General features: G+C 45.9%; 23 protein-coding genes. 13 read left to right on the top strand and 10 right to left on the bottom strand.

Annotation, left to right across the window (positions count from 1 at the left end; translation table 11 throughout):
- Positions 1-14: 14 nt before the first annotated feature.
- Entirely contained in the window at positions 15-1,106 is a 1,092-nt protein-coding gene (gene ychF / locus QUB51_RS06345; protein WP_333053051.1) for a redox-regulated ATPase YchF, read from the bottom strand.
- A 121-nt stretch (positions 1,107-1,227) separates the two neighbouring features.
- Between ychF and QUB51_RS06340 the strand changes: the two genes are divergently transcribed.
- A complete protein-coding gene (locus tag QUB51_RS06340; RefSeq protein ID WP_333053049.1) occupies positions 1,228-1,584 on the top strand; it encodes a hypothetical protein in 357 nt (118 codons plus the stop codon).
- Between the two features lie 133 nt (positions 1,585-1,717).
- On the opposite strand, the gene QUB51_RS06335 is transcribed toward QUB51_RS06340, so the two are convergent.
- Complete coding sequence (locus QUB51_RS06335) at positions 1,718-1,966, bottom strand: gamma-aminobutyric acid A receptor, epsilon-like protein (protein ID WP_333053047.1); 249 nt, start codon at positions 1,964-1,966, stop codon at positions 1,718-1,720.
- Between the two features lie 358 nt (positions 1,967-2,324).
- On the opposite strand from QUB51_RS06335, the gene QUB51_RS06330 reads away from it, so the two are divergent.
- From QUB51_RS06330 to QUB51_RS06320, 3 genes are all read left to right on the top strand, one after another.
- Entirely contained in the window at positions 2,325-3,938 is a 1,614-nt protein-coding gene (locus QUB51_RS06330) for an aminotransferase class I/II-fold pyridoxal phosphate-dependent enzyme (protein WP_333053045.1), read from the top strand.
- Positions 3,939-4,037: 99 nt separating this feature from the next.
- Positions 4,038-4,631, top strand: coding sequence for a precorrin-6Y C5,15-methyltransferase subunit CbiT (cbiT, locus tag QUB51_RS06325; RefSeq protein ID WP_190659397.1), 594 nt, complete (start codon positions 4,038-4,040; stop codon positions 4,629-4,631).
- Between the two features lie 349 nt (positions 4,632-4,980).
- Positions 4,981-5,907, top strand: coding sequence for a phosphatidate cytidylyltransferase (locus tag QUB51_RS06320; protein ID WP_333053043.1), 927 nt, complete (start codon positions 4,981-4,983; stop codon positions 5,905-5,907).
- A 30-nt stretch (positions 5,908-5,937) separates the two neighbouring features.
- Here QUB51_RS06320 and QUB51_RS06315 read toward each other — a convergent pair whose 3' ends face one another.
- Both QUB51_RS06315 and QUB51_RS06310 read right to left on the bottom strand, forming a co-directional pair.
- The gene (locus QUB51_RS06315) at positions 5,938-7,194 is read right to left on the bottom strand and encodes a transposase (protein ID WP_333053041.1); all 1,257 of its coding nucleotides are present in this window, start codon (positions 7,192-7,194) and stop codon (positions 5,938-5,940) included.
- Positions 7,195-7,558: 364 nt separating this feature from the next.
- A complete protein-coding gene (locus QUB51_RS06310) occupies positions 7,559-8,407 on the bottom strand; it encodes a DUF2993 domain-containing protein (RefSeq protein WP_333260152.1) in 849 nt (282 codons plus the stop codon).
- A 546-nt stretch (positions 8,408-8,953) separates the two neighbouring features.
- Here QUB51_RS06310 and QUB51_RS06305 point away from each other — a divergent pair.
- Complete coding sequence (locus QUB51_RS06305; protein ID WP_333053147.1) at positions 8,954-9,748, top strand: pseudouridine synthase; 795 nt, start codon at positions 8,954-8,956, stop codon at positions 9,746-9,748.
- Complete coding sequence (locus QUB51_RS06300) at positions 9,745-10,626, top strand: RodZ domain-containing protein (protein ID WP_333053039.1); 882 nt, start codon at positions 9,745-9,747, stop codon at positions 10,624-10,626. The genes QUB51_RS06305 and QUB51_RS06300 overlap by 4 nt, the downstream gene beginning before the upstream one ends.
- A gap of 521 nt (positions 10,627-11,147) precedes the next feature.
- On the opposite strand, the gene malQ is transcribed toward QUB51_RS06300, so the two are convergent.
- From malQ to QUB51_RS06280, 4 genes are all read right to left on the bottom strand, one after another.
- Positions 11,148-12,656 carry a 4-alpha-glucanotransferase gene (gene malQ, locus QUB51_RS06295; protein ID WP_333053038.1) on the bottom strand — a complete coding sequence of 503 codons (1,509 nt, stop codon included), beginning with the start codon at positions 12,654-12,656 and terminating at the stop codon, positions 11,148-11,150.
- 460 nt (positions 12,657-13,116) lie between these two features.
- On the bottom strand, positions 13,117-13,242 hold the full coding sequence (locus tag QUB51_RS06290) for a photosystem II protein Y (protein ID WP_333053037.1): 126 nt from the start codon (positions 13,240-13,242) through the stop codon (positions 13,117-13,119).
- 174 nt (positions 13,243-13,416) lie between these two features.
- A complete protein-coding gene (locus QUB51_RS06285) occupies positions 13,417-14,175 on the bottom strand; it encodes a MinD/ParA family protein (protein WP_333053036.1) in 759 nt (252 codons plus the stop codon).
- A gap of 74 nt (positions 14,176-14,249) precedes the next feature.
- The gene (locus QUB51_RS06280) at positions 14,250-16,040 is read right to left on the bottom strand and encodes a CHASE2 domain-containing protein (protein WP_333232029.1); all 1,791 of its coding nucleotides are present in this window, start codon (positions 16,038-16,040) and stop codon (positions 14,250-14,252) included.
- Between the two features lie 336 nt (positions 16,041-16,376).
- Here QUB51_RS06280 and QUB51_RS06275 point away from each other — a divergent pair, with 336 nt between their 5' ends.
- The 5 genes from QUB51_RS06275 (at position 16,377) to QUB51_RS06255 (ending at position 21,153) form a co-directional block, all read left to right on the top strand.
- Positions 16,377-17,117: a DUF928 domain-containing protein gene (locus QUB51_RS06275; protein ID WP_333053034.1), complete on the top strand. Its 741-nt coding sequence runs from the start codon at positions 16,377-16,379 to the stop codon at positions 17,115-17,117.
- Positions 17,118-17,400: 283 nt separating this feature from the next.
- Positions 17,401-18,135 (top strand): DUF928 domain-containing protein, encoded by a 735-nt coding sequence (locus QUB51_RS06270; protein ID WP_333260147.1) that lies wholly within the window; start codon positions 17,401-17,403, stop codon positions 18,133-18,135.
- A 230-nt stretch (positions 18,136-18,365) separates the two neighbouring features.
- Positions 18,366-19,160: an HAD hydrolase-like protein gene (locus QUB51_RS06265; RefSeq protein ID WP_333053032.1), complete on the top strand. Its 795-nt coding sequence runs from the start codon at positions 18,366-18,368 to the stop codon at positions 19,158-19,160.
- A gap of 414 nt (positions 19,161-19,574) precedes the next feature.
- Positions 19,575-20,792, top strand: a complete 1,218-nt coding sequence (locus tag QUB51_RS06260; RefSeq protein WP_333053031.1) for a DNA double-strand break repair nuclease NurA — start codon at positions 19,575-19,577, stop codon at positions 20,790-20,792.
- 142 nt (positions 20,793-20,934) lie between these two features.
- On the top strand, positions 20,935-21,153 hold the full coding sequence (locus QUB51_RS06255; RefSeq protein WP_333053030.1) for a hypothetical protein: 219 nt from the start codon (positions 20,935-20,937) through the stop codon (positions 21,151-21,153).
- 284 nt (positions 21,154-21,437) lie between these two features.
- On the opposite strand, the gene QUB51_RS06250 is transcribed toward QUB51_RS06255, so the two are convergent.
- Complete coding sequence (locus tag QUB51_RS06250) at positions 21,438-23,492, bottom strand: ABC transporter ATP-binding protein (RefSeq protein ID WP_333260190.1); 2,055 nt, start codon at positions 23,490-23,492, stop codon at positions 21,438-21,440.
- A 209-nt stretch (positions 23,493-23,701) separates the two neighbouring features.
- Here QUB51_RS06250 and QUB51_RS06245 point away from each other — a divergent pair, with 209 nt between their 5' ends.
- The gene (locus tag QUB51_RS06245) at positions 23,702-24,226 is read left to right on the top strand and encodes a GNAT family N-acetyltransferase (protein ID WP_333260144.1); all 525 of its coding nucleotides are present in this window, start codon (positions 23,702-23,704) and stop codon (positions 24,224-24,226) included.
- Between the two features lie 86 nt (positions 24,227-24,312).
- Entirely contained in the window at positions 24,313-24,834 is a 522-nt protein-coding gene (locus tag QUB51_RS06240; RefSeq protein ID WP_333260141.1) for a GNAT family N-acetyltransferase, read from the top strand.
- 70 nt (positions 24,835-24,904) lie between these two features.
- On the opposite strand, the gene QUB51_RS06235 is transcribed toward QUB51_RS06240, so the two are convergent.
- Positions 24,905-26,227, bottom strand: coding sequence for a tetratricopeptide repeat protein (locus QUB51_RS06235; protein WP_333260138.1), 1,323 nt, complete (start codon positions 26,225-26,227; stop codon positions 24,905-24,907).
- Positions 26,228-26,246: the final 19 nt, after the last annotated feature.

Raw genomic sequence — 26,246 nt, 5'->3', positions numbered from 1 at the left:
TCTCCTTAAAAAAGCTAAACATTAAATCGGAACAACAGCACATCCCCCTCTTGTACAACATACTCTTTTCCTTCACTGCGAACTAAGCCTTTTTCCTTAGCCGCATTCATCGCGCCCGTAGCAACCAAATCTTCATAAGCTACAGTTTCTGCCCGGATGAAACCCCGTTCAAAATCAGAGTGAATCACCCCTGCAGCTTGGGGTGCTAACATTCCCGCGATAATCGTCCAAGCGCGAGTTTCTTTCGGGCCGCTAGTAAAATAAGTCCGCAAACCCAATAATTCGTAAGTAGCTCGAATCAGAGATTTCAAGCCACCTTCTTTGACCCCCAGAGATTCTAGGAAATCCGTTCGTTCTTCCTCGGATAACTCCACCAATTCTGACTCAACTTGCGCCGAAACTATGACAACCTTAGCATTTTCGGCTTCTGCTACTTCCCGCACTTGTTCGACATAGCTATTTCCCGTTGCTAAATCGTCATCAGATACGTTAGCAGCATAGATAATTGGTTTGTTGGTCAGTAATTCCAAACCTTTAACTAATTCAGCTTCTTCATCTGTGAAATTGTACTGCCGCGCCGGTTTCCCGGCATTCAAAACAGCGACTAATTTTTCGAGTACATCCACTTCGGCCTGAGCTTCCTTGTTGTTGCGGGCCAGCTTGCGAGTGCGATCGAGCCTGCGTTCAATTTGAGCTAAGTCTGCTAAAATTAATTCGAGATTGATAATGTCAATATCTCGCTGGGGATCGACAGAACCGGCAACGTGAATAATATCATCATTGTCAAAACAGCGGACAACATGGACGATCGCATCTACGGCCCGAATGTGAGACAAAAACTGATTTCCCAGTCCTTCCCCCTGACTCGCCCCCTTCACCAAACCCGCAATATCCACAAACTCCATCCGCGTCGGCACAGTTTGCGCGGAATTGGCAATATTGCTCAGCACCTTCAACCGTTCGTCTGGCACTGCCACGATACCCGTATTTGGCTCGATCGTACAGAAAGGAAAATTAGCAGCAGTCGCCTTGGCATTAGCAACCAGAGCATTAAACAAAGTAGATTTGCCAACATTAGGCAGTCCGACAATTCCGGCAGTAAGCATAGCTATTTAGAAACATATCACTGTATCAAAATATCATAAGCAATAGCAATATATCTGACTTGTGCTTTCTAACTTCCACTGCTAGGCTTGAATAAATATACAACTTGAGGTAGATGGCTCAATGGTTAACCGATGGTTAAGCAAAGTAACGATGGCTGTGGGGCTGTCGCTGCCTCTGTTAGGGCTCACAGCAGCTAGCGTTTTCGCTCAGATGATCAAAATTTCGGTGTTTAACAACAGCGGCAAGACGATGACAGCCCTCTATCTGTCTTCTGTCGAGGATGATTGGGGAGAAAACATGTTAGACGGCCCGATTCCAGATCGGGAAAAGGAAGTTTTTGAGTGGAATCGAGCTGAGTACGAGGGCTTGGATTCTGCGGGCTGTGTTTTTGATGTCAGGGTCGACTACTCTGACGGCAAATACACTGATATGCGTGGGGTTAACCTTTGTGAACAGAATGTGCTCAACTTCAAGTAATCGATAATCTACGCAAAAACCGAGTTTTTTCAAGTCTGATATTCATCAAAAAGATTGGGGACTTTGGAGAAAGCCGGTTTTTGCGATCGGCCTGACAAACAATCTTAAATTTCGCGATCGACTAAAACATAATTTAAACAGGTTCAGGGATTGTCTGAGGAATAGGCTCCGGCACTGTTTGAGGAATCGGAGAGGGTACAGTTTCCGGCACCGGTTCGGGAATTGGCTGGGGAATTGGCGCAGGTACCGGTTCCGGTACAAGGCCGGGAATCGGTTCGGGAACGGGGCCCGGCACTGGTGGCGATGCGGGTATAGTCGGCAGCCCCGGTTCGGTGCTGGGAATCTGCGGGCCGGGAAATGGAGTAGGGTTGGGAAAAATCATGTTAGTGTTTTGCTCGCTAATAGAGATGTTTCAAAAACATTTGCTAGCCACTTCTAGCTATATTTTTCAACAAAAATAACTGAGTTGTGGTACTCTTTTATCTCATAATTTTAAACTCAAGAGTGCAGTGAACACATCTATCTAAATAGCTATAATTAACTGTTACTTCCGCATAAATTTATGCCTTTAGCATTAAACTAAGTAGGTGGTTACAAATAAACATGAGATGGGTAGATCGCGTGAGTACAGCAAGAAACTGCCTGAAAGTAAAGGTACTAGCTCAACCCGTCCCTAGAAGATATTATGGTTTTTTCATATCGCTCTACTTAGATATCAAATACAGCAATCAGGATTAAGCGTGTCACCAGCAAACTCTCAAACAAAAACTCCCCTATTAGATGCCTTGCGCGATCGCACAAATCATCCGCACGCCCCATTCTACGCCCCCGGACATAAACGCGGACAAGGAATCTCTCAACCCCTAATTGACTTATTCGGTGCGGCAGTATTTAGAGCGGATTTGCCGGAATTGCCGGAATTAGACAATCTCTTTAACCCAGAAGGTGCAATTGCTGAAGCTCAAGACTTAGCCTCCGCAGCATTTGGAGCAAAATCAACTCGGTTTTTGGCTAACGGTTCGACTTGCGGAATTATCGCCGCCATCTTAGCGACTTGCAGCCCAGGAGATAAAATTATCCTACCTCGAAATATCCACTCATCGGCGATTTCTGGTTTAATTTTATCCGGTGCAATTCCAATTTTTGTCAATCCAGAGTACAACCCGGATTGGGATATTGCCAACAGCATCACCCCAAAAGCTACAGCCGCAGCCCTAGAACAACATCCCGACGCCAAAGCAGTATTGATGGTTTACCCAACCTATCACGGCGTCTGCGGGGATTTGCGGGCGATCGCCCAAATTACCCATCAATACAACATACCGTTATTAGTAGACGAAGCTCACGGCGCGCACTTTAACTTTCATCCAAACTTGCCAGAACCGGCACTATCAGCGGGTGCCGATTTAACAGTACAATCAATCCACAAAACCCTCGGTGCAATGACACAAGCATCGATGCTGCACGTCAAGGGATCTCGCATAGATATCCAAAAATTAAATAGAGCATTGCAGTTAGTACAATCTACCAGTCCGAGTTACATACTATTAGCATCCCTAGACGCCGCCCGCCAACAAATCGCACTCCACGGCAAAGAATTAATAGCGCAAACTTTACAGCTAGCAGAAAAAGCGCGATCGCGAATCAGTCTAATTCCCGGCTTATCAGTTTTAGAACCCTTAAATACACCGGGTTTTGCAGCATTAGACCGCACCAGGCTAACAGTAAAAGTATCAGATTTAGGAATCACAGGATTTGCCGCCGATGAAATTTTGCACTCTCAACTCGGCGTCACCGCAGAACTTCCCATGCCTCAACATTTAACATTTATTATCAGCTTGGGAAATACAGAATTAGATATTGACAATTTAGTTAAAGCTTGTACTCTTTTAGAAGGAAGAAGGAAGTTCGGCAACGTATTCTGTAACGGATGTAACGGATGTCAGGAAGAAGGAAGTTCGGCAACGGATGTAACGGATGTAACGGATGTAACGGATGTAACGGATGTCAGTCCGATGTCCGTCGGAAGAAAGAAGAAGTCCGAGAGAAGAAGTCCGATGTCCGATGGAAGATTTGCCCACTCTCCCACTCTCCCACTCTCCCCCTCTCCCCCTCTCCTCTCCCCCCGCGAGGCTTTCTTTTTTCCAGCGGAAACAGTACCCGCAGACAAAGCAGTCGATCGCCTCAGTGCCGAACTCATCTGTCCCTACCCCCCAGGAATACCAGTCCTAATGCCCGGTGAAATCATTACCCCAGCAGCCGTTGACTACCTGCAACAAATCCTGGCCGCCGGCGGAAAAATCACAGGTTGTAGCGATCCCGGCCTCCAAACTCTCAAGGTTGTGCGACAGTAAATATGAAGGCTTGGGGGAAATTGGCAGAATTTCTACTTCTTCCGCGAGTTCCAACTTCGGTCTTGCTTCAATCAAAAATCAAAATTCAAAAATATAACTATGCTTTGGCCCTACGTCACTCCAGGCATCCCGGATGACTTATTTGAACGTTTACCGGGAATTCCCATGAGTAAGCGAGAAGTCCGACTGCTGTTAATCTCCCACCTGCGGCTGCAAGCAGATTCAGTCGTGTGGGACATCGGTGCAGGTACTGGTACGATCGCCGTAGAAACAGGTTTGCTGTGTCCCAAAGGTCGGATTATTGCCGTCGAAAGGGACGAAGAAGTAGCAAGCTTGATTCGCAGAAATTGCGATCGATTCGAGCTCGACAACGTAGAAGTCATAGAAGGCAGTGCCCCGGAATGCCTGGAAAACCTGCCCCAACCCCCCCACCGAGTCTGCATCGAAGGAGGTCGCCCCATTAAAGCCATTCTCCAAGAAGTCTGGCGGTACTTGCAACCCCACGGTAGAGTTGTCGCCACAGCATCGAATTTAGAGAATCTTTACGCCCTTTCCGAAGGTTTCGCCGAGTTACAAGTCCGCAACATCGAAGTAGTCCAGTCCGCCGTCAACCGCTTGGAGACTCGCGGCCTCAGTCAAACCTTTGCCGCCGTCAATCCCATATTTATTCTCAGCGGCGAAAAGCTGGATTAGAAGTTAGTTGACAGTTGACACTTGACAGTTGACAGTTAACTTTAACCTGGTTCCTCGGCAGAGCCTGGGAATACATACCCAATGCCCCATGCCCTATGCCCTATGCCCATTCCTAAATGTAATTCTTAATCTTTTTTAAGTTCACTTAACCTTCATACTTAAGAATAGGGGCCACCATAGCTGGATTGACCGCCTGACTTGAGATATTGGATGACCGATGGGGGATGGGGGTTAGTTGTGCAAGGGATCAACTCGTGCTCTAGAAAAATCCCAAATCTCAAATCCAAAATCCAAAATCCAAAATCCAAAATCGAATGATCCACCGCCGTCTGCAAGAGAAATTCATTTTATGCCTTGGTCTCGTATCCTGAGTGGAATAGTTGCGATCGCCCTTGCTTTGGGAATGATTATTATGGGCGGATGGTACTTCACCGTCGGCTTTGGAGTCATCGTCTACCTAGGCCAATTGGAATATTTTCAATTAGCCAGGGCGAAAGGTATTGCACCCGCTGCCAAAACTACCTTAGCCGTCAGTCAAGGGCTATTAATTACTGCCGCCCTAGCACCGGAACTCGTAGATGCCATGTTCCCTCTAGCGGGAACCTTAATCTGTTTCTACCTGTTATTCCAACCTAAATTATCGACGATCGCCGATATTGCCTCCTCAGTTTTAGGATTGTTCTACGGCGGTTATTTGCCCAGCTATTGGGTACGGCTGCGAGTCGGCCTCGACCCAGCCAATCTTGCTACAACCCAATTTTCGCAAGCAGTAGCAAGCAATTTGCCCGTTAACATTTACTCGCCGCCGTCTTGGACAACTTCTAGCCATATATCTTTAGGATTGACTTCGCTGCTGCTGGCTTTCTTCTGCATCTGGGCCGCTGACATTGGAGCTTATTTTGTCGGCAAATTCTTCGGGCGCACTAGCCTATCCCACATCAGCCCCAAAAAAACCGTTGAAGGTGCCGTATTTGGAGTTTGCGGCAGCATCGCCGTGGCAGTCGCTGGTTCTTGGTATTTACACTGGCCGGGGTGGCTGTATACTGGGGCTGCTTTTGGTCTGTTGATTGGGGTTGCTAGCCTGTTGGGAGATTTAACTGAGTCGATGATGAAGCGAGACGCCGGCGTTAAGGATTCGGGACAGTTGATCCCCGGTCACGGCGGCATTCTCGATCGCACCGACAGTTATGTTTTTACCGCGCCCTTAGTCTACTATTTTGTCACTTTACTATTGCCCGCGATCGACTCTTTTTTAAGTGACATCCTCCTACACTGAATCAAAAATTACAGTGTAGGCTTCCAAACCTCACGATTTGGCTTTCCTAGTTCTTCCCTTGCGGGACTTCGCCTCTGACGCCGACTGACTTTCATCAATCCCCGGCAGACCGACTGCATAGGCATTTTCTATTCCGCTGAGTCCCAGCGTACTAAGTTCTAGACCACGCAACCTAATGACTTCTGATGCTGCATGATCTCTATCTGTCTCATATCCACACTCACTACATCGATGCACTCGTTCAGAAAGTTCTTTTTTACCCGTATGCGTTCCGCACTTAGGACAGGTTTGAGACGTTCCATTTGGATCGACCCGCAGGAAGTAGACTTGATGTTTCTTTGCTACCCACTCCAGCAGGTTGAGAAACTGACCAAAAGCGGCATCAAGGGTATGTTTTCTCAACATCCCTCTCGACATTGCTTTCAAATTCAAGTTCTCAACAAACACCATCCCAATATCTTCTTTGGTACACAGATGATTAGCCAGCTTGAATTGCCAATCTTTCCGAACACTCGCGATGTGGTTGTGGAGTCTAGCAACCTTAATTCGAGCTTTCTCACTGTTCTTAGAACCCTTTTTCGTTCTGGCATACTTACGTTGCAGCAATTCCAGCTTGCGGTACAAGGATGCCAGGAATCGGGGTCTAGCGATAAACTCTTTATCCGAGGTTGTCAAAAATTTCTCCAATCCCAAGTCAATACCCAGTGCGTGTCCATGAGGTTGTGCATCGGGTATCGATACGTCAGATTCTATTGTGATTACCACTTCCCATCTGTCAGCTTTCCTCAATACCCTTGCCTGTTTGACCACAAACCCCTGTGGGATAGGTCGATGCACATTAATGGGTATCTTCCCAACCTTGGGGAGAGCAATCTGCCACCATGTAATCGGGTTGGTCTTGAACTGAGGAAACAGCATGGACTTTATCTGTCCAAACTTCTTGAAGCGAGGAAAGCCAAACCCCCGCGACTGAAAATAATTCCAAGCATCATGCAATCTACGAATAGTAGTTTGCAGAACTTGAGAAGGGGCTTCTCCCAACAATGGGAACTCTTTCTTCGCCTTGGGGAGTGTGTTCTGTTGTGCGTAATAGGTGGGAAATGTCTTGTCGGCTGGAATGATATATTCTCGTTCCAGGGAACAATAATCTAAACTACACTTACGCGAATTCACCCAATCTTTGATTTCTCGCAAAGCGTAATTATAGACCTTGCGAGAAATTTCCAGCCAATGCAGCATGGTCTGCTCTTGGCTGGCGTCGGGATAAATTCGGTAGCAGTAGTTCATAATCAGTGTCATGAAGATAATTATAACACGGTATTGACCGTCTATAGACCTTCACCTATTGCAGATTTTACGCCTGATTGACCGGATAAAATTTGCTTGGGTGAGTCCATGTATCCCAACGCCAAATCGGAGATTATGGCGTGGGACTTATATCTCCCCCAAACCCCCTCAAACAGTTAATCGGTAATTGGGAATTGGGAATTGGGCATTGGGCATTGGGCATTGGGCATTGGGCATTGGGCATTGGGAATTGGGCATTGGGCATTGGGCATTGGGTATGTATTCCCAGGCTCTAGCGAGGAACCAGGTTAAAGTCAACTGTCAACTGTCAACTGTCAACTCTCAACTGTCAACTCTCAACTAACTAAGGTAAAACTCTAATTCCCCCCCGACAAACAATCTCCCCCGGACTCAACATCAATTCTTCTATCTCAACTTCCGGCCCAAAATCAATGTTAAAACCATTGAAATCACTGCTCTTTAATTCTCCATCCATTTCGATTTCGGGTGATTCAAACATCAATTCGCGACCGCTGGCTATCCGCAAACCAGTCCGCAATACCAAAGGAATTTGCCTACCGCCAGCGCGCAAAATTGTCGCCGAAAGCGTTAACAAACCCCCCTCAATAGCAATCTGCGAATTTTGCAACTTCAGCGACTTTTCCCTATCTGTTAGTGGCAGCAGGGGGAGCAAAAATTCGCTCAAAGCATCAGCCAGCAAAGGCGCTTTCAGCGACGCATTCAAATCCGCTTGGCTGACCCTCAAAACGCCTGTTACGGGAACGGATTCCAGGAGGCGCAGGGGTTGGCCTTTGAGAGCTTGACCGAGGTTGATGCGAATGCCACAGCCCTCTATGGCAACGTCAGTTAGGTGTAGTCCTTTATACACAGCACCGATCGCGGCCGCCGTGACTTTGGGGATCGCACCGCTGAAGATTTGTCGATCGCTCCCCTCAATTTTCACCTTCAACTCGTCCACCTGCTGAACTTGCGATCGCAGCCACAACTGCACCGCCGGAGACAGCACCGCGCTCGCGATCCGGCTGCCTTGACTCGGCTGCTCGCCGAGATTAATAGTCCCACCAGAGCCAGCAGCGCTATCTCTATTGTCAAATTGAAGAGAGTTTCGATCGACAGTCATAAACAATTTCAGAATATAAACCTTAATATTCAAGCACAGAAATTTAACTAGAACTTGCACATCTGGACTCAAAAACCCGATTTCTGCACAGATGTACCGCTGTCAACCTTTGATTTTTCTTAGAAACAGGGTTGATGAAAACCAGTCCGATTAACTCCAAAACCAAGCAGAAATCTGGCATCAGCAACGCCAGAAGCAGAAAAATTCTCACCTTTCTCCCCTTGGGATCTTTGGGTAGTTCACGAGTTGTGCGATCCCGATGAAAAATTCGCGATCGAGCGTATAAATTTAACCAGTAGTACGGAATTTATGGTAGTGTTGGTTTATGGTCGGGTCAGACCCACACCTTTCAAACCAGCCGCAAACCAACGGTGCAAACCTGTGCCTGCCGCGAGTCTTTTCGTCGTAGTTTTTGCACAGCATTCAGGGTAATGCCATCAGGACAATCTGCACCGGGCACAAGGACAATCTGCACTCTTGCCGGGCGTCCTGTAATAATTGGTCAGCATTATAATTTATTCCCAACCAGGAATTGAGCATTGCTAGTACGGTTAATCAATTAACCGTGTCGTGTTTCCTCCCCACCGTTCGCTCGTTGGGGATTTCCACACTCCCGTCATGTCTGATGAAAGGCTGCAAAAAATCCTCGCCCAGTGGGGCATTGCCTCTCGCCGTCTTGCAGAACAGATGATTGTAGCTGGACGAGTCCGAGTTAATGGCAATATTGTTCACTTAGGAGAAAAAGCGAATCCCGATCGCGATCTCATCCAAGTCGATGGAGTCCCGGTGAAACCAACGGATAAACCCGCAAAGGTGTATCTGTTGCTCAACAAACCGGCAGGCGTAGTTTCTACTTGCAGCGATCCAAGATCCCGATCGAAAGTTCTCGACTTGCTGCCACCCCAACTGCGTTCGGGTCAAGGCATCCACCCCGTAGGACGCTTAGATGCAGATTCCACCGGCGCCCTCTTGCTCACCAATGATGGTAAGCTGACATTTTGTTTGACCCATCCGCGTCACTCGATCGCCAAAACTTATCAGGTTTGGGTGAGCGGCGATCCCCCGGAACCCATACTACAAACGTGGCGTCAGGGCATCATCTTGTCCGGCCGAAAAACTTTGCCCGCGAAAGTTAAAGTTCTCGATCGCGCGCAAGACCAAACTCTGTTAGAAGTCATTCTATCAGAAGGCAGAAACCGACAGATTCGGCGAACAGCCGAGCTCTTGGGATATCCCGTGGTGCGCCTGCACCGCACAGCCATTGGCCCGATTCAATTGCAGCGGCCCGGTTCGCCAATATTGCCACCAGGCTGCTGCCGACCCCTAGAAGATGCGGAAATTATTTATTTATGGAATCTAGTCAACCTAACATCAATAAGCGTGCCAGTAAATTCCCAGGAGCACAGCATATGACAAAGAATTTATTGTTTTTATTCTTCAAAACCACTAAGCAGAAACTGCACTCCCAAGAGCCAGAACCAGCTCAGAAGAAGCTAGCGGAAATAGGAGCTAAACTCCGTCAGTACCGCGAACAGCAGTCGATTTGTTTGGACAAAGTAGCCGTGGTAACAATGATTCGGCGGAATCTGCTACAAGCAATCGAGGACGGTCAACTCGACCAACTTCCCGAACCCGTCTACACTCAGGGTTTGATCAAGCGCTACGCTGAAGCAATGGGTTTGGACGGAACTCAGTTTGCCGAATTTTTTCCGATCGAACCGCCGCCCCGATCGATAACCAAGCTATCTTGGCAAGATGGGCCTCAGTTGCGGCCGATGCACCTCTACCTCTTTTACACATTTCTAATTATCTGTTCGGTCAATGTCTTATCTCAATTGATGAGCGGTTCTGTTACCGCAAAAAACGGTGCGGGAGCCGAAGAACTAGCGCTTGGGCAGCAAGAACAAGCTCGCACCGCTGCTGAGGCATCAAGAGCCTCACAAAATCAGAAACCGGATAGTTACGAGGCTGTCGAAGCAGTAAGAACCGGTCAAAATTTAAATAAATCTGGCAATAAACCAGTAATGGTTAGCGTCACTTTTAAAGCAGAATCGTGGATGCAGGTTGAAGTCGATGGTAAAACAGAGTTTGAGGGAACTTTGCCGACCGGGACTGTTCGCACCTGGGGGGCTCAAAAGCAATTGGTAGTGGTAGCAGGTAACGCCGGCGGGGTAATGGTTGCTGTTAATAACGGACAAGCCGAACAACTCGGAGAGCCTGGAGTCGCTAAAGAAGTTGTTTTTAAAGCAAGCGAACTTAAGCCTTCAGCACCGCCCCAGAATCAAGGTTGACTGTTAATGGGTAATTGTTAATGGGTAATAGGTAATAGCGGGCAGTCCACAGAGTTTAATTAGAATGTCCGTCTTGATTCACTCATTACCAATTACCAATTACCCATTCTATCAAACCCGGTTGCATCGGAATAGTCAAATCCAGTCAACAGTCAATCGATTTTAGATTTTAGATTTTAGATTTTAGAATTGAAGCATTGACTTGCGCGAGATAAATACGTTCGGCAAGTTTCATGGGATACAGGTTTTTTATTTCTGGACGGATGAATCACGTGGCGGGTATCCTGGATGCTTTCGGTTAACAATCACGGATGGTGCAACCGGAATTGATAGAATTCATCTGCGTTAATCTGTGTTGCATCTGCCTGTATCTGCGGTCAAGAAAAGATAATTTCTGAACCGCCCCGGACAAGGGATTGACGCTGATTCACGCAGATAAAGAGAAGAGAGATAGGAATAATTCCGATGTTAACAGGTTTGATATTACCCATTAACAATTACCAATTACCCCTTCCCGACAATCAATGTTTATTAGGAGCGCGCCCGGAGATGTAAGTCATAGTTTTTAGCCGATCGCCCACTTCCCAATTCACAGCTTCTGGCCGATACCGCCAGCCCCAATTTCCCTCTGGTTTCCCCGGAAAATTCATCCGCGCGTCAGTACCTAAACCCAACAAATCTTGAAACGGCACAATTGCCATATTAGCAACAGAAATCCAACCCATGCGGATTAAAGACCAGTGAATTCCTTGGGGATCGATGCAGCCCAAATAACGCATAACCTCATCTCTTTCGTAGTTTTGCAGTTGATTGAACCAGCCGACAGTCGTGTCGTTGTCGTGGGTACCAGTGTAGACTACGGAGTTGCGATCGTAATTGAAAGGCAAAAAAGGATCGCCCGGACCACCGGCAAAAGCAAACTGCAAAATCTTCATTCCTGGAAACTCGTATCGATCGCGCAAAGCTTCCACTTCTGGAGTAATTACCCCTAAATCCTCAGCGATAATCGGCAAGTTGCCAAACTTCTTATTAATTAGATCCAACAAAGCTGTTCCCGGCGCTTTAATCCACTCTCCCTCGATCGCAGTTTCTTGTCCGCGCTTCACCGCCCAGTAAGCGTCAAATCCTCGAAAGTGGTCGATCCGAGTCACATCTACATAAGAGAAAATCGCTTCAAAACGCTGCACCCACCACTCAAAATTAGTTGCTTGCAACTTCTCCCAATTGTATACGGGGTTGCCCCACAATTGACCTGTATTGCTGAAGTAATCAGGGGGAACTCCCGCCATTAAAGCTGGTTCTCCGCTGGCTTCATCCAAGCAAAATATTTCGCGATGAGACCATACATCGGCGCTATCGTGAGCTACATAAATCGGAATATCGCCAATAATTTTAATGTCCCGCATATTAGCATAGCGTTTCAACTCCGTCCACTGGCGAAAAAACTCAAACTGGACGTATTTGTAGTAATAAATCTCAGCATTTAGCTGCTGGCGCCACTTCTCTAGCGACTCTGGCTCTCTACGGGCAATTTCTGGTTCCCAATTGTTCCAGCTAACACCGCCAAAGCGATCTTTTAGTGCCATAAATAAGGCGTAATCTTCCAGCCAATTCTCTTTGCTTTCGCAAAAACCTGAGAATTCTTTTTGCTGGATCTGGGATGCTTTGGCTTTGAAGTTTTCGCAAGCTTTTTTGAGCAAAGGCACTTTCAGGGCGATCGCTCGATCGAAGTCTACATAATCCAGCGGAAATTCTGGTAAATTAGCGAAGTCTTCATCTGCGAGCAATTGCTGGTCCCGCAGCAGTTCTGGGTTGATCAGCAGCGGATTTCCCGCCATTGCTGAATAGCACGAATAAGGAGAATTGCCGTATCCTGTCGGGCCCAGCGGCAATAGCTGCCAGTATAGCTGGTCGCTCTCTACTAAAAAGTCAATAAAGCGATATGCTTCCATTCCCAAGTCCCCAATGCCAAATCGACTGGGAAAGGATGTGGGGTGGAGTAATATGCCGCTCGATCGGGGAAAAAGCATAATCTATCTAAAGATATAGGAATTTAACATTGACAATTTGACCGATATTCCCTACCAGTTAAACTTCGTAGTTTTTAGGGGGATTGTTAGGGCAAATACTTTTGTGATTGTCTCATATTTTCTGCGATCGCGTGCTGACCCCATATTTTTATAACTCTACTCATAAATCCTCAGTAGAGTTCAACACATCAAAATCCGAACTTACACGATCGCCCTACTTTCACAGCTAGGTTTTTTTACCCAGGCTCGTTTGCTGCAACAAAGTATGTTGCTTGAGCCTAGCCGGTTTCTGCCTAACCTTTAAACTTAACTTTTTTTGGGTTTTGCCCCATCTCTCTGCAGTCGTAAATTGCCCACAAAAAATCAGCCATCACTTAAGCAGAGCCCATGCACAAATCAGCCGGCTGTTTTGTATCTTTAAAAACAGCCGGCTGCGAAATTACTGGTGATAATGCTTAGTTCATGCTTGCTTGTTCAACAATTTCTGCACTTGTTTGAGAGCTATAGCGCCGACGTTGTAAGCCGCCCAGCCGCCCGCCAACAATACGGGCATCAATACTATTAGTATGCGGAAGTCAAAATCCATGAGTTCTCCTCCTAAAGTTTTTTAACAAATTCTCATAATCTATTTGTATCTCATTTTGTCGCCATTCTCCTGACTCTCTAAGCAAATATTCGGGATACGCAGGAGGACATCGCTCCCCAAGAATTGAGAGCGAAAGCGAAACTCCTGGGCGGATCTCGGCATTCGCTGCACCAATTATCCCACAATCTGTTTGGCAATCCCTTCCACAACCTTAGTTAGAGGGTCGTTAGGGAAGTGCAGCGCAAACACCCCCTTGCTGGCGAGCAGCATCATCTGGTCGCTGTGGGGCAGTACCCCTGCCACTGGGATGTCGTAAATACTCTCTACTTGCTGCTTCAAATCCTCGAAATCCAGCGATTCTGGGGCTTTGTTAATCGTCATCAAAATCTTGGGAACTTCTAATTTGCGGGCCACATCTACCGTGACAGCCGTTCCCTGAAAATCTTGCTGATCCGGACGCAGAATCAGCAGCAGGATGTCGGAAATGGTGATGCTGAGGAGGGTTTCTTCGTTGAGCCCCGGGTGCGTGTCTATAAATAGGTAGTCTAAGTTCAAAACCTCGATCAGTTCTTGAAAGCCGTCGGTAAGCAGTCCCACGTCGTAGCCTTCCCGCAAAACTCGCGCTATCTCGCCTGCTTTAATGCTCGAAGGAATCAGGTAGAGGCTGCCGTTACTGGCTAATTTTGGCAGCAGGGAACTCACATTGTAGGCCGTATCCGCGATCGGACATCGGCCCCACAGGTAATCGTTCAAGCAGCGATCCATATTGCTCTCGCTGAAACCGAACAGCACGTGAATCCCCGGTGATTGAATGTCTGTGTCCACAATGGCGACCCGATTTCCGCCGCGAGCGATAATAGATGCCAGGTTTGCTGTCGTGTTCGATTTGCCAGTTCCGCCCCGGTAAGAGTGGACAGAGATGATTTTGGACATGATCTGCGTATGAGGGTAAGAAACGGGGAGAACCCATTATGATGCAATTCTCGATGATACAGTCGAGTTGTCGGTCATTCTTCCTTGTCCCCCAAATCCTCCTTGTCTGCTAAACTATCAATTTTTTCATCTTTTATCATCTTTTGGCCGCCCCTGCGCTGCCGCATCTGTTTGGCTTTGGTTTGCAAATCGCTGAACTCGTCATCAGGTTTAGTTTCGGCTGAACTAGCACGACAACCGGTATCTATCGGGACACCCGTTTGAGAGCCGCTTTCCGATTCACTCACGGCGGCCCGCTGCTGATGCTGTTTGGCTTTTTCCTGCAACTGAGCTAAGTAATCGTCTGTCTGACTTTCGACCTTGGGAAGCTCTGGGGTAATGGCAATTATTTCTTGGGGTTCGGAAAGTTTTTTTTCAGAGGTTTCTTGTTTGCCAATCCTCAGTTTATCTTTCTTTTGCTGCAATTCTTTAAAGAAATCAGATTCTGTGATTTCTGCGACTTGCTGTTCTTTTTTGGCTTGGTCTATTTCGATTTTGAAGACTTGTTTTACTCGATCGCTAATTGCTTTCCCGTATCCGGCTTTATTAAATCTCTCTGCTGATACAATGCTACCGCCAGTTACGATTAATGCTAAGGCTGGCGCTGCCACAGGCACCCACCCTCCCAACAGAAAAATCCCAAAGCCGATCGCGCAGCACCCGGACAGCAGTGCTCCAAATGTCACCGTCAACTTCGCTGGGTGAGCCATCCGGGATGCCAAGGTTCCTCCCACAATTGACCATGCCGAAATCCACATGATTTCTGCCCATTCCGGCCAAAACCAAAACATCGGTCTGTTGTCTAAAACTGCACTCAGAATTTGGCTGACTACTTGTGCGTGTGCCACGATCCCCGGCATGAATTGGTTTTTTTGCTGTCGCCCACTGTAAGGAGTATAAAATAAATCTTTAACGGTTTCTGTGGTGTAACCGATGAGAACTATTTTATCTTTAACTAAATTCGGGTCAACTTTCCCTTCTAAAACATCGGTAATTCTGACTTGGTTTGCGACTGGCCGCCGGGAACGATAGTTAATTAATATTTGATATCCCCTGACATCGGCATTTTTGTATCCTCCGTCATTGCTTGCTAGTTGTTTTAATTGAGTTTCTCCCAGCCATAAAGATTGATCTGGTGCCAGTTTGGGATAGATTTTTTGCCCTTGCAGGTAGCGGAGTGCTAGCTGGAGGTTGAAGGAATATAAAACTTGAGAATTGTCATTGCAAAGATGTTTTTGGGCAGAAGAGTTGCCCTCAATTTTCGGCGGTTTCATAAATAATAAAGCTCTGCGGAGTATGCCACCGGGATCGACTCCGAAATCTGCAAATCCCACCCGGTTTTGTGGCAGCCCCGGCGCAGGCGGAGAACCGGGATTGTCCGGGCTTCCGTCGGTGACTAAACATACCCCGATCGTTCGATCGCTTTTTTGTAAAAATTTAGTCAATTCCTCGCGCCCGTCTCCTAAAGGTACGTCTCGCAGTACATCTAAACCGATGACTGCCGGCTGCATTTTTTCCAGTTTTTGTAAGATTTCAGCTATTTTGCGATCGGATATTGGCCACTGATTCAGTTTCTGAATGTCTGCTTCGGTAATCCCCACAACTAGCAAACGCGAGTCTGGCTGTTCATCGGGACGCCACCTCACCATTTGGTCATAAGCGCTTAATTCTACTGGTTCGAGTATTCCTAGCTGTCTGGCTCCCATCAAGGATAATGTTACTGCCGCGCTGGCAATTAATACAGACTTAGCCAAGAAGAGTGATGGTTTATACCTTTGACTCACTTGAGCCACTGCCGATCGAATTTTGTTAGATATTTTACTCATTATCCCAGCATAAAAGTTTGACTCGTTTCTGGAACAGCAGTTGTTTCACATTCCCCACCTGCCGGAGACTTCCTCCATCTTAGAACACTCGGAAACTCCGACCGCTTTGTTACAAAAATTTACCTTACGTAGCGACCAACTGTATCCAATGATACTTGCGACCTAGGCAACCGGATTTTTCCGACAGAGAATCCACTTGCCGCTCGAATTAATTAATGTTATTGATGATATGTCAAGGTATAAATTGTGTATCTGCGCCCTCGACTAGCATCTCAAAAATATTTATCGCCATCAGCGAATGCCTGTGTTTGCAATTATAGTGAAAGGTACAACAAAATGAAATGTTTTCTACATCGGGCTACACTTGCCGTCGCCGTATCTGCGATCGCAGCTACCCTACCCAGTTCACTTGCACCGATGCGCGCACAATCCCAGCCGCTTCTGCTGAGTCAAAATGTTAATTTCAAGCCTCCCGATGTAACAGCCCCCGCCAACCGACAAGGAGGAACACATCGCGGCAACAAGCTTTGTCCAGCGGGTTTATCTATTACTCCTTTAGTACCTCCAACTAATATCGGTTTAACCCTAACGGATTCTCCCACAATTTTTGTCTATGTTCCTCAAACCTCTGCAAAAATAGAGTTTACTGTGCTCAACGACAAGGAAGAGGAAGTCGTCTACGAAAAAACATTTAAACTAGACAAATCTGGGATTGTTGGAGTTACTATTCCTGCTACCGTGGACAACAACAAATCCCTTGAAGTTGGTAAGCGATACGTGTGGTCATTTTCGCTAGTTTGCGACCCCGAAGACCGATCTGCGGATTTAGTTGTTAAAGGGTTCGTGCAGCGAATTGAACCGCAGGCAAATCTCAAGAGCGAGTTGGCAAATCCCGACCCCATGACTAGGCTCAACGTTTATGCTCAAAATGGGATTTGGTACGAAACTATCGCTACTTTAGCCCAAATGCGGCGCCAGACACCGGGGGATGTGAAGCTGACAGCCAAGTGGACGCAATTATTGCAGTCCCAAGGACTGGAATCAGTTGCAGCTCAACCACTGGTTGCGCCTCTTTAAATCTCGCTATTTCTTGAAGTTTTGTCGATCGGCCGATGGCGATGTGAAAATTGACCACGAATTTCTTCATGTGGTACCCGCCACGTGATTTATCCGTGGAATGAATCCAAAATCCAAAATCGAAAATCCTCAAGAAAGAGCATTTATCCGTAGGGTCGCCTCTAAAATCTAAAATCTAAAATCTAAAATCGATTGACAAATTTACTCGATCGCGCCCGGAGCTAAAACTCCGGGTTAACATTAGAGATGTACTCTATAAATATTTCTACAAGTTGGTGGAAAAATGAAACGTTTTATAAATTTTACTGCACTGGTGATGACTGTATTGGCGATCGCCGTTACTCTCCCCAGTTTGCTGACACCGATGCAGGCTGGACCCGCACCAATCCTGCTGAGTCAGAATGTTAATTTCACACCTCCCGATGTAACAGCCCCCGACAACCGGCAAGGCGGGACGCATCGAGGCTGTCAGTTGCGGGAAGGTTTATCCATTACTCCCTTAATACCTAAAAGCAATATTGGTTTAACGCTAACAGAGTCGCCAACATTTTTTGTATATGTTTCTCAACCAGCGGCTCAAGTAGAGTTTATTTTGCTAAACGAAGATGAATCCGAAGTAGTTTACGAAACTACTTTAAAAAATGACAAAGCCGGAATTGTTGGAGTTAGCCTTTCTGAGAAAGACAAGACAAAAAATATTGAGGTTGGTAAGCGATATGTGTGGTCGTTTGCACTAGCCTGCGATCCTCTGGAGCGTTCTGGAGATTATATTGTTAAAGGATGGATGCAGCGAATTGAACCCCCGGCAAATCTCAAGAACGATTTGGCAAATCCCGACCCTATGGCTAAGGTGATTGCTTATGCTAGAAATGGGATTTGGTACGAGACTCTTGCTACTCTAGCCGAAATGCGGCGCCTCGCACCCAATGATTCGCGGCTGACGACCGAGTGGACGCAATTGTTGCAGTCCCAAGGACTAGAATCGATCGCAGATCAACCGCTAGTTCAGTCTTTTTAATAACGACTCTTGACCAATCATTGCTGAGTGTTTGCATAGTCAATTCTTCAATTATTCAATCCAGTGACCGAAAGCAGCCAGGGTACAAGCCCCCGTTCTTATCCTGGTACAACCCAAAAATACTATCCGATAACCAGTCCCCGGATTCATCAGTGATATCGCTTTCTTCAATTCTCCAATTCTTCAATTCTTCAATCCAAAATCCAAAATCTAAAATCTAAAATCGATTGATGGCTAATAACTTTCCGACAATTCTAGCTCTTGATTTTGACGGTGTGATTTGTGACGGACTAATCGAATATTTCCAAACCGCTTGGCGTACCTACTGTCAAATCTGGAAACCAGTCGAAACAGTGCCCGATCCAGATTTAGCTTTGAGTTTTTACCGAGTGCGGCCCGCCATCGAAACCGGTTGGGAAATGCCACTGCTAATCCGCGCACTGCTGACAGGAATTTCTCCAGAGCAAATTTTGCTAGAGTGGCCCAATATAGTACCGTATTTGTTGACCGAAAATAATTTAAAAGCGCAATCTGTCGGTGCTATGTTAGACGGATTGCGCGATAATTGGATTGCTGAGGATTTATCTGGGTGGCTGTCTTTGCACCGCTTTTATCCAGGGGTTGCCGATCGCTTGCATTCGTTGCAAGGGAGTTCTGTGAAAGTGGCGATCGTCACTACAAAGGAAGGCCGTTTTGTGCGGGAACTTTTGCAGCTAGCAGGCGTACAAATGCCGCAGGAGTTAATTTTTGGTAAGGAATACAACAAGCCGAAACACCAAATTTTGCGGGAATTTTTGGCTGCGTCTGGCAAAGATTCGACTATTTGGTTTGTGGAAGACAGGTTAAAAACTTTGCTGTCGGTGAAGCAGCAGCCGGATTTATCTCAGGTGAGGTTATTTTTGGCTGATTGGGGTTACAATACTTTGCCAGAACGGGAATCTGTGGCTCAAAATCCACCAGTTCAATTGCTTTCTCTGTCGCAGTTTGCCGGAGATTTTGCCGATTGGCTGCCGATCGACTGTTGATGTTAGATTTGTTCACAGTGGTGATTTTTTTCGCTTTTCAGATTTTAAAAAAAATCACAAAAATTTACATTTTTTTGGTTGACTTTTGCGGCGTAGACATGGTATTTTAATATAATGGGATGGTGGCAAAAATAATATTTTTGCCACCATCCCATTATAAGATAAATATAACAGAAATTTCTCAAAAAAGCAAGCCGATCGACAAAAAAAAAAGGTTTTTTTTTAGACTATTGCAGGTACTCTTGACCTCAAAAACCTGGTTTTTTTACTATTTCTGGGGGCGCGCACGCACGAAGTGTTTTAGTTAATTAAACCGCGTCTATCACAAAAAAACCAGATTCGGAACCAAAAAATTGAAAAGTGTTTTGATAATTTATCAGCTTGAAAGCTTTCTAATATTGAGACTTAAAACCCATGCTCGATTTAACTAAAGCAGCCAAGGCAATGCAGGGAATGAGCCAACATTTGAATGTGGAAGCGGCTGCCGCTCGCCAACGTTTGGAAGTGGCTCAGAATTTGCTGGTAAAGGCTGCAGCGGAACAGGAAAAATTGGTGGAATTGCAAGAGAATTGGCGCGATCGCACTTTATTCAATGCTGCCACGCCGATCGAGCCCTTAGACGATCGCACCTACATCACCGCACCCCCCGCCTCTCACACAGTCTTTGCCACAGACGGATCGCAAATTTCCCCCAACCATCACGAAATAGCCTACTGCTACCTGCTAAACGTCGGCACAGTCATGCTACACTACGGCCAAAGTCGCCACCCAGTTTTAGACAGCGTACCCGAGGTTTTCTACAAACCCGAAGACTTGTACGGTTCGCGACAGTGGGGAATTAGAACCGAAGAATGGATGGGATATCGGCGAGCAGTTTCCGAAGCAATTGCCTTAGCAGAAATGGGCTGCAATTGGGCAAAAGTTAACGACAATAAATTGCCCGCGCCAGCTTTAGCAATGGTAGACGGTTCCCTGATTTATTGGTTTTTGGAACAGTTACCCACCGAAGCGCGCGATCAAATTTTGCTGCCAATTTTAGAATCTTGGGACAAGTTGCGTTTAGCAGGAATTCCGCTGTTAGGATACTTAAGCGCTTCTCGCAGCAGCGAAAGTTTATCTTTTTTGCGGTTTGAAGCTTGCACCCACGAAGTACCAGACTGCATGACAAATTGCCCGAACGTCGGATTTGCCGCCACAATTTCTTTCGCCGACAAAGCACCTTGTCAAGAATTTGAACCCTTGCGGGATGCCATATTGTGGGCAACAATCCTGTCACCGGGACAAAGAAGCCCTTTGTGGAAATCCCAAGCTCGAATTTTAGATTTGTACGGCATTAATTCCGTCTATTTCTGTTACGTTCACGTTGGCACAGAAATTGCTAGAATAGAAGTGCCGGAATGGGTAGCACAAGATACAGCACAGCTAGATTTAGCATTAGGAATGATGCTGGCTCAAGTACATAAAGGCGGCGGGTATCCGGTGACGCTAGCAGAAGCTCACAATCAAGCGGTAGTCACGGGGGGCGATCGAACTCGCTTTTTCGCTTTGTTAGAGCAGCAAATGATTAAAGCCGGCTTAAAAAATGTCGGAATTTCTTATAAGGAAACACGGAAGCGCGGCAGTATTGCTTAAAGTAATAAGTACAGTCCTGGCCGCAGAAAGCGGGTTTTTTACGGAAATACTGAAATTGAGCTTTTAACACAGAGAAAAAACCCGCTTTCTTTGGTATTGATACGTAATTTATGTAGAGTTAAAATAGAGTTAAAAATGTTATATGCCAATAGAAATAATTATCTTAATTGCTTCCTTACTTGTATCTTGGCTAGTCTTTAATTGGGCTTTTAAAGTATTGAAAGCCAGCATCGGGACAGCGATTGGTTTAGCAGCAATTGTGCTGGCGATGCAGTTATTGTTTGGCATCGGCCCAAACCAGCTTTTCCAACATATAATTCACTTGCCGGAAACCCTGGGGAAAATAATTTCAGGCAAGTGAGCCGATTTTAGATTTTAGATTTTAGATTTTAGATTCTTTTAGATACCCGACTTCTTCAAGAAGTCGGGTATCTGGGTATTCGGATAATTTTCCCTCTTATCGATAATTCATCCGTGTATCCGTGTCAAAATCCGTGTCGTGCCCTCCTTCATATACTCACATCTTGCACCATTCTCAAGAACAGGCTTTTCGGCCTGTTCCACAAAGAGTGAATTGTCTTGTGGAACAGGCCGAAAAGCCTGTTCATAAAAAGCTTATTGAGAAGGGTGCAACATCTCAGTATATTAACTTCCCAGCATTTGCAACTTGTACAAACTGGCATACAACCCTTCTAGCTGCAACAACTCTTCGTGGCTGCCCGACTCTACTAACTGCCCGCGTTTGAGCACTAAAATACGATCGACATTTCGGATAGTCGAGAGCCTGTGGGCAATAATTATCGCCGTTCTGTCAGCCATCAAACGCTCTAGAGCTTCTTGAATTAAAGCTTCCGTCCCCACATCCAAACTAGCAGTTGCCTCGTCTAGAACTAAAATACTGGGATTGCGAATAGCCGCGCGAGCAAAGGCTAATAATTGCTTTTGTCCCCCCGAAAGATTGGTTCCCCGTTCCCGCAATTGCGTATCATAACCTTGAGGCAACTGTTCGATTAAACGGGCAACATTTGTCTTTTCTGCTGCTGCTTGAATTTCCTCAATCGAGTAACTTTCTCCCAGGCTGATATTGCTCTTCACGTCACCAGCAAATAGGAAGCCATCTTGGATAATCACGCCTATGTGCCTGCGTAACTCTGCTTGAGGCAAATCCCGAATATCCACATGATTAACCAGAATCCGTCCTCGGCTAGGTTCGTAAAGGCGGCAGAGAAGACGGATAATCGAACTTTTGCCCGCACCGGTGGGGCCAACTAATGCTACTTTTTCGCCGGATTTGATGGTGAAATTGAGATTTTGCAAGACATATTCGTCTTGTTTGTAAGCAAACCACACGTTGTCAAATTGGATTTCTCCCGATTCTGAATTATGCCATTTGGCATTTTCTCCTCCCCTAAGCTTCGGGGGGTTGGGATTGTTAGGCACTAAACGATATTCGGAACTTGCTGGATTTTGATGATTATCTGGCAATTCTCGATCGAACGGAGACAAGTTGTAAGCCGTTGCCTCTGGATGTCCAGTTATCAACAACGGTGAATAACCTGCCCTTCTTCCTTCTTCCTTCTTCCCTCTGGCTTCAAACATCCGTGTATCCGTGTCAAAATCCGTGTTGTGCCCTTCCTTCTTCCCGCTAGTTGGATCTTTAATTTCGATCGGTTCGTTGAGAATATCGCTAATCCGTTCGACAGCGGTAAATCCTGCTTGAATCGCGGTAAATTTCTCCGCAAATTGCCGCAGCGGATCGAAGAGACGCTGAGCAAATAAAATGAATGCCGAGAGAGTACCGAAGTTAAGATTACCCGCTAAAACTCTTTGGCCGCCCATCCACAAAACTGCTGCAATCGCCACTAAAGCAATCCATTCTAATGTCGCAGATACGGCTGAGTCGTAAAATATAGTTTTGTCAACTGCTTTAATGTACCGTTTATTGGTGACACGAAACAATTCGGAGTTGAATCTTTCGCGGCGGAATAGCTGCACTACGCCAATACCAGTCAAGTTTTCTTGCAGTTGGGCGTTGAGTTCGGAAAGTTCTTCTCTGGTATTGTAATTTGCTATGCGATATTGGTACTGAAAATAAACTATGACAGCGGTAATTGGTATCATCATCAGCACCAACATTAAAGCTAGTTGCCACTGCATGGTAAACATGAAAATGGCAATTACTAAAATTGAAAATAAATCGCTGACAATGCCGATCGCCCCTGAAGAGAAAACCTCTCCCAAAGCTTCTACATCGCTGGTGAGGCGAGTCATCAATTTACCGACAGGAGTGCGATCGAAAAATCTCACTGCTAGCGATGTGACGTGCGCGAACAAATCATTTCTAATGTCAGTAGTAATTATTTGCCCTACTTTGGTGACTAAATAGCCTTGAAGTGATTGCAGTGCTAATCTAAGTGTTATAGTTAGCATGAGCAAAATAGCCAAAATATTCAATGCAGCAGATAAAGGCACTCCCTGCAGGAATTCGTAGGTAGGTTCCGCGCGAATTACCGAAATTGCCTGTCCGATGAGAATGGGTTGAATTGCTCCTGAGACTGCTAGCGGTACTAATAGTACGATCGAAATAATCAGCAAGCGTTTGCTGCGGGTTGCGTAAGATGCCAACCTCATGAATAACCGCCAGTCTGTTTCCTGGCCGGATCTGTTTTTGGTGTCTGCTACTGGTGAGGAAATAGTCATTGATGGCAAAAACTGTACAATATATCTAGTTAATAATTGTAACAAATAGAATGAATATTTGGCACTAATATCAGTAACAGGCAAAATGCCTGTTTCACAAAGAGTGTTTTCTTGTAACAGCAGGTTGGCTGGAGGAACGAAACCCAACCAAAATGTTTGTAGGCAGACAAAACTGGTATTATAATCTACTGGTATAAGTTATATTTATCATGCAAGAGATAGAGACAGCCCGATTGTATCTGAGACAATTTACACCAGACGACTTAGATGAGCTGTACCGCATCTACAGTGATGCAGAAGTGATGAAGTATTTGAGCGAAGGCGTCAGAAATAGAGAAGAAACAGCAGCCGATTTATTTCAGATAATCGCAGATTGGGAAAAACACGCTTTCGGTTTGTGGGCTGTTGTCAATAAAGAAAATAACCAATTAATCGGCGACGGGGGGCTTCGCTTCTTAGGCAAAACACCTGAAGTAGAAGTCGGTTACGTGTTAGCAAAAGCGTATTGGGGGAAAGGTTTAGCATCGGAAGTTGCAGCGGCTAGCCTCAAGTATGGATTTGAAGTATTGAAACTCAAAAAAATTGGATCTGTTGCACATACCTCAAACCTCGCCTCGCGGCGGGTAATGGAAAAAGTGGGGATGAGATACCAGCATAACCTCGACCATTCCGATCGAGTATATTATTCAATCTCGCGAAAAATCTACGAGTCACAAGTAGTTGAGTTGAGTTGAGTTGAGGAAGGAAATCCACCCAAATTTTTTGGAGCAAGACTTATCAAAAATGGTATCATAATCTAGTTGTATTAATTATATTAATCATGCAAGAAATAGAGACAGCCCAATTGTATCTGAGACAATTTACGCCAGACGACTTAGACGATCTGTATCGCATCTACAGCGATCCGGAAATAATGAAATACCTCGCAGGAGTTAGAACTAGAGAAGCAACAGAAATCGCCATTCATACCATGCTCGAACGTTGGAAAGAAAACAACTTCGGAATGTGGGCTGTAGTACATAAAATAGACCGTAAAATGATTGGTCGCTGCGGACTGGGTTTTCTGGACAAGACATCGGAAGTTGAGCTAGGCTATACCATCGACAAAGTTTATTGGAATCAAGGATTGGCGACAGAAGCATCTTTTGCTAGTCTCAACTATGGATTTAAAATATTAAATTTGGATAGAATAGTTGCGATCGCCCGCCCAGAAAATATCGCCTCCCAGCGGGTGATACAGAAAGTTGGTATGAAATATGAAAAAAACGCTCGTTATTACGAAACCGATGTACTATATTACTCTATCTCGCGAGAAACCTACGAGTCTAAAGTAGTTTTGTAGGGTGTGCATTGCACACCTTACTGCATTTAAATTACTCACATTGCAAATTGGCCTTATTGCCTGCTGAAAACTACGAAGTTCTTTGCAATTGCTTGTTAACTTTTTGAATTTTCTTAGCAAAATACTCTTGTCTGTGTCCCAATCTTTTAGCCACGTCCAACCCTTTTTGATAGGATTCCAAAGCTTTATCGTAAGCCTTCATCTCTTGATAAACTTGACCGATATTGTCATAAGTGTTCATCAATCCGTAGAAATTGTAAGCCCGCTCTTCTAACAGCAACTGCATTTGATAAATCCGCAAAGTAGGCTCCCACTGCTTTTGCGCTCGATAAAGTAAAGCTAATTTATCCAAAGCTTCGCTAGCTTGGGCATACTGTTGAATGGGGACGGCTAAATTGTAGGCTTCCTGATAGTATTGAGCGGCTAAATTGATTTGACCTATGGTTTGGTAATCGCTGGCGATCGCAATTTTGAGCGGTGGTATAGCGCTGGGATTTTGCAGGTTAAGATACACTGATGCTAGTTTTTCCCTGGCTGCGATCGCCTTTAGGGGTTGTTTTGACTGTTGGTAAACGTAGGCCAACTGTCTTAGAGCATCTACCTCAGTTGGAGGAGTTACAGGCTGCGGCGGCGCACCGTTTCCCGCAACAACAGCAGAAGTTTGCACAGCAGAATTAGCAGCAAATAAATCGCGGTTTTCCTGAATTAAAGTTGCCAATTCCTCATACACGGGAGCAGCTTTATCGTAACTCAACCAATTAATGTGAATTAGCCCGATCGCCTTTAAAATCTGACCTTGGGCCAATATATCTTGGTTTTGGCGCGCATTTTCGAGAATTTCTTGGTAAACTTCTACAGTCGGCCCTTTAGCGCGCACCTGCTGAAAAGCCGCAGCGAAGGCGGGTAGCAACTCAGTATTAAGTGGTACTTGGGATTTGACTTCTTTTTGAATTGCTTGCAACCGTTTGGTAATAAGCTGTAGTTCGAGGTTTTTACCATTACTCCAAGCAACACTTCCCACCCGACTCAAAGCAGCAATTTCCGCCGCCGGGCCCAGATACCTCCGCAGCCGCAATTCTCGGAACCAAATTTCAAAAGCACCCGCGCCGTCTCCAGCTTGCAGTTTAGTCGCTGCTTCTAAGTTTAACTCTTCCAAAGCCGCTGTCAGTTCGTCCCGCTGAGTGCTGCTCAAAGATTCGTTAGCAGGAGCTAGGGGATCGGGTGTGGTAATTTCTAGAGGATTAGGAGAAAATTGATCGAGGGCTGGTGGATTAGTTTGGGCGCTAGCAATAGAACCAGCACACAGCCACAAGAAAAGCAAGCACCCAATTGGTACAGAACTTCTCATTCTTAAAATTTGGTTGCCGCGATTCGGCATCTTTTCTGGAAACATCAAGTTTTGCATATCTACA

Source organism: Microcoleus sp. AT8-A3 (genome assembly GCF_036705675.1).
In the GTDB taxonomy this organism is placed as follows: Bacteria; Cyanobacteriota; Cyanobacteriia; order Cyanobacteriales; family Microcoleaceae; genus Microcoleus.
This window is presented reverse-complemented; position numbering and strand designations above follow the sequence as displayed.

Excerpts from the sequence above, each read along its gene's own strand:
- QUB51_RS06320 (WP_333053043.1), top strand. The coding sequence starts at position 4,981 with ATGCCTTGGTCTCGTATCCTGAGTGGAATAGTTGCGATCGCCCTTGCT.
- QUB51_RS06245 (WP_333260144.1), top strand. The coding sequence starts at position 23,702 with ATGCAAGAGATAGAGACAGCCCGATTGTATCTGAGACAATTTACACCA.
- QUB51_RS06235 (WP_333260138.1), bottom strand. The coding sequence starts at position 26,227 with ATGTTTCCAGAAAAGATGCCGAATCGCGGCAACCAAATTTTAAGAATG.
- malQ (WP_333053038.1), bottom strand. The coding sequence starts at position 12,656 with ATGCTTTTTCCCCGATCGAGCGGCATATTACTCCACCCCACATCCTTT.
- QUB51_RS06240 (WP_333260141.1), top strand. The coding sequence starts at position 24,313 with ATGCAAGAAATAGAGACAGCCCAATTGTATCTGAGACAATTTACGCCA.
- QUB51_RS06315 (WP_333053041.1), bottom strand. The coding sequence starts at position 7,194 with ATGAACTACTGCTACCGAATTTATCCCGACGCCAGCCAAGAGCAGACC.
- QUB51_RS06250 (WP_333260190.1), bottom strand. The coding sequence starts at position 23,492 with ATGACTATTTCCTCACCAGTAGCAGACACCAAAAACAGATCCGGCCAG.
- QUB51_RS06335 (WP_333053047.1), bottom strand. The coding sequence starts at position 1,966 with ATGATTTTTCCCAACCCTACTCCATTTCCCGGCCCGCAGATTCCCAGC.
- QUB51_RS06290 (WP_333053037.1), bottom strand. The coding sequence starts at position 13,242 with ATGGATTTTGACTTCCGCATACTAATAGTATTGATGCCCGTATTGTTG.
- cbiT (WP_190659397.1), top strand. The coding sequence starts at position 4,038 with ATGCTTTGGCCCTACGTCACTCCAGGCATCCCGGATGACTTATTTGAA.
- QUB51_RS06255 (WP_333053030.1), top strand. The coding sequence starts at position 20,935 with ATGCCAATAGAAATAATTATCTTAATTGCTTCCTTACTTGTATCTTGG.
- QUB51_RS06275 (WP_333053034.1), top strand. The coding sequence starts at position 16,377 with ATGAAATGTTTTCTACATCGGGCTACACTTGCCGTCGCCGTATCTGCG.
- QUB51_RS06270 (WP_333260147.1), top strand. The coding sequence starts at position 17,401 with ATGAAACGTTTTATAAATTTTACTGCACTGGTGATGACTGTATTGGCG.
- QUB51_RS06265 (WP_333053032.1), top strand. The coding sequence starts at position 18,366 with ATGGCTAATAACTTTCCGACAATTCTAGCTCTTGATTTTGACGGTGTG.
- QUB51_RS06340 (WP_333053049.1), top strand. The coding sequence starts at position 1,228 with ATGGTTAACCGATGGTTAAGCAAAGTAACGATGGCTGTGGGGCTGTCG.
- QUB51_RS06285 (WP_333053036.1), bottom strand. The coding sequence starts at position 14,175 with ATGTCCAAAATCATCTCTGTCCACTCTTACCGGGGCGGAACTGGCAAA.
- ychF (WP_333053051.1), bottom strand. The coding sequence starts at position 1,106 with ATGCTTACTGCCGGAATTGTCGGACTGCCTAATGTTGGCAAATCTACT.
- QUB51_RS06280 (WP_333232029.1), bottom strand. The coding sequence starts at position 16,040 with ATGAGTAAAATATCTAACAAAATTCGATCGGCAGTGGCTCAAGTGAGT.
- QUB51_RS06260 (WP_333053031.1), top strand. The coding sequence starts at position 19,575 with ATGCTCGATTTAACTAAAGCAGCCAAGGCAATGCAGGGAATGAGCCAA.
- QUB51_RS06300 (WP_333053039.1), top strand. The coding sequence starts at position 9,745 with ATGACAAAGAATTTATTGTTTTTATTCTTCAAAACCACTAAGCAGAAA.
- QUB51_RS06305 (WP_333053147.1), top strand. The coding sequence starts at position 8,954 with ATGTCTGATGAAAGGCTGCAAAAAATCCTCGCCCAGTGGGGCATTGCC.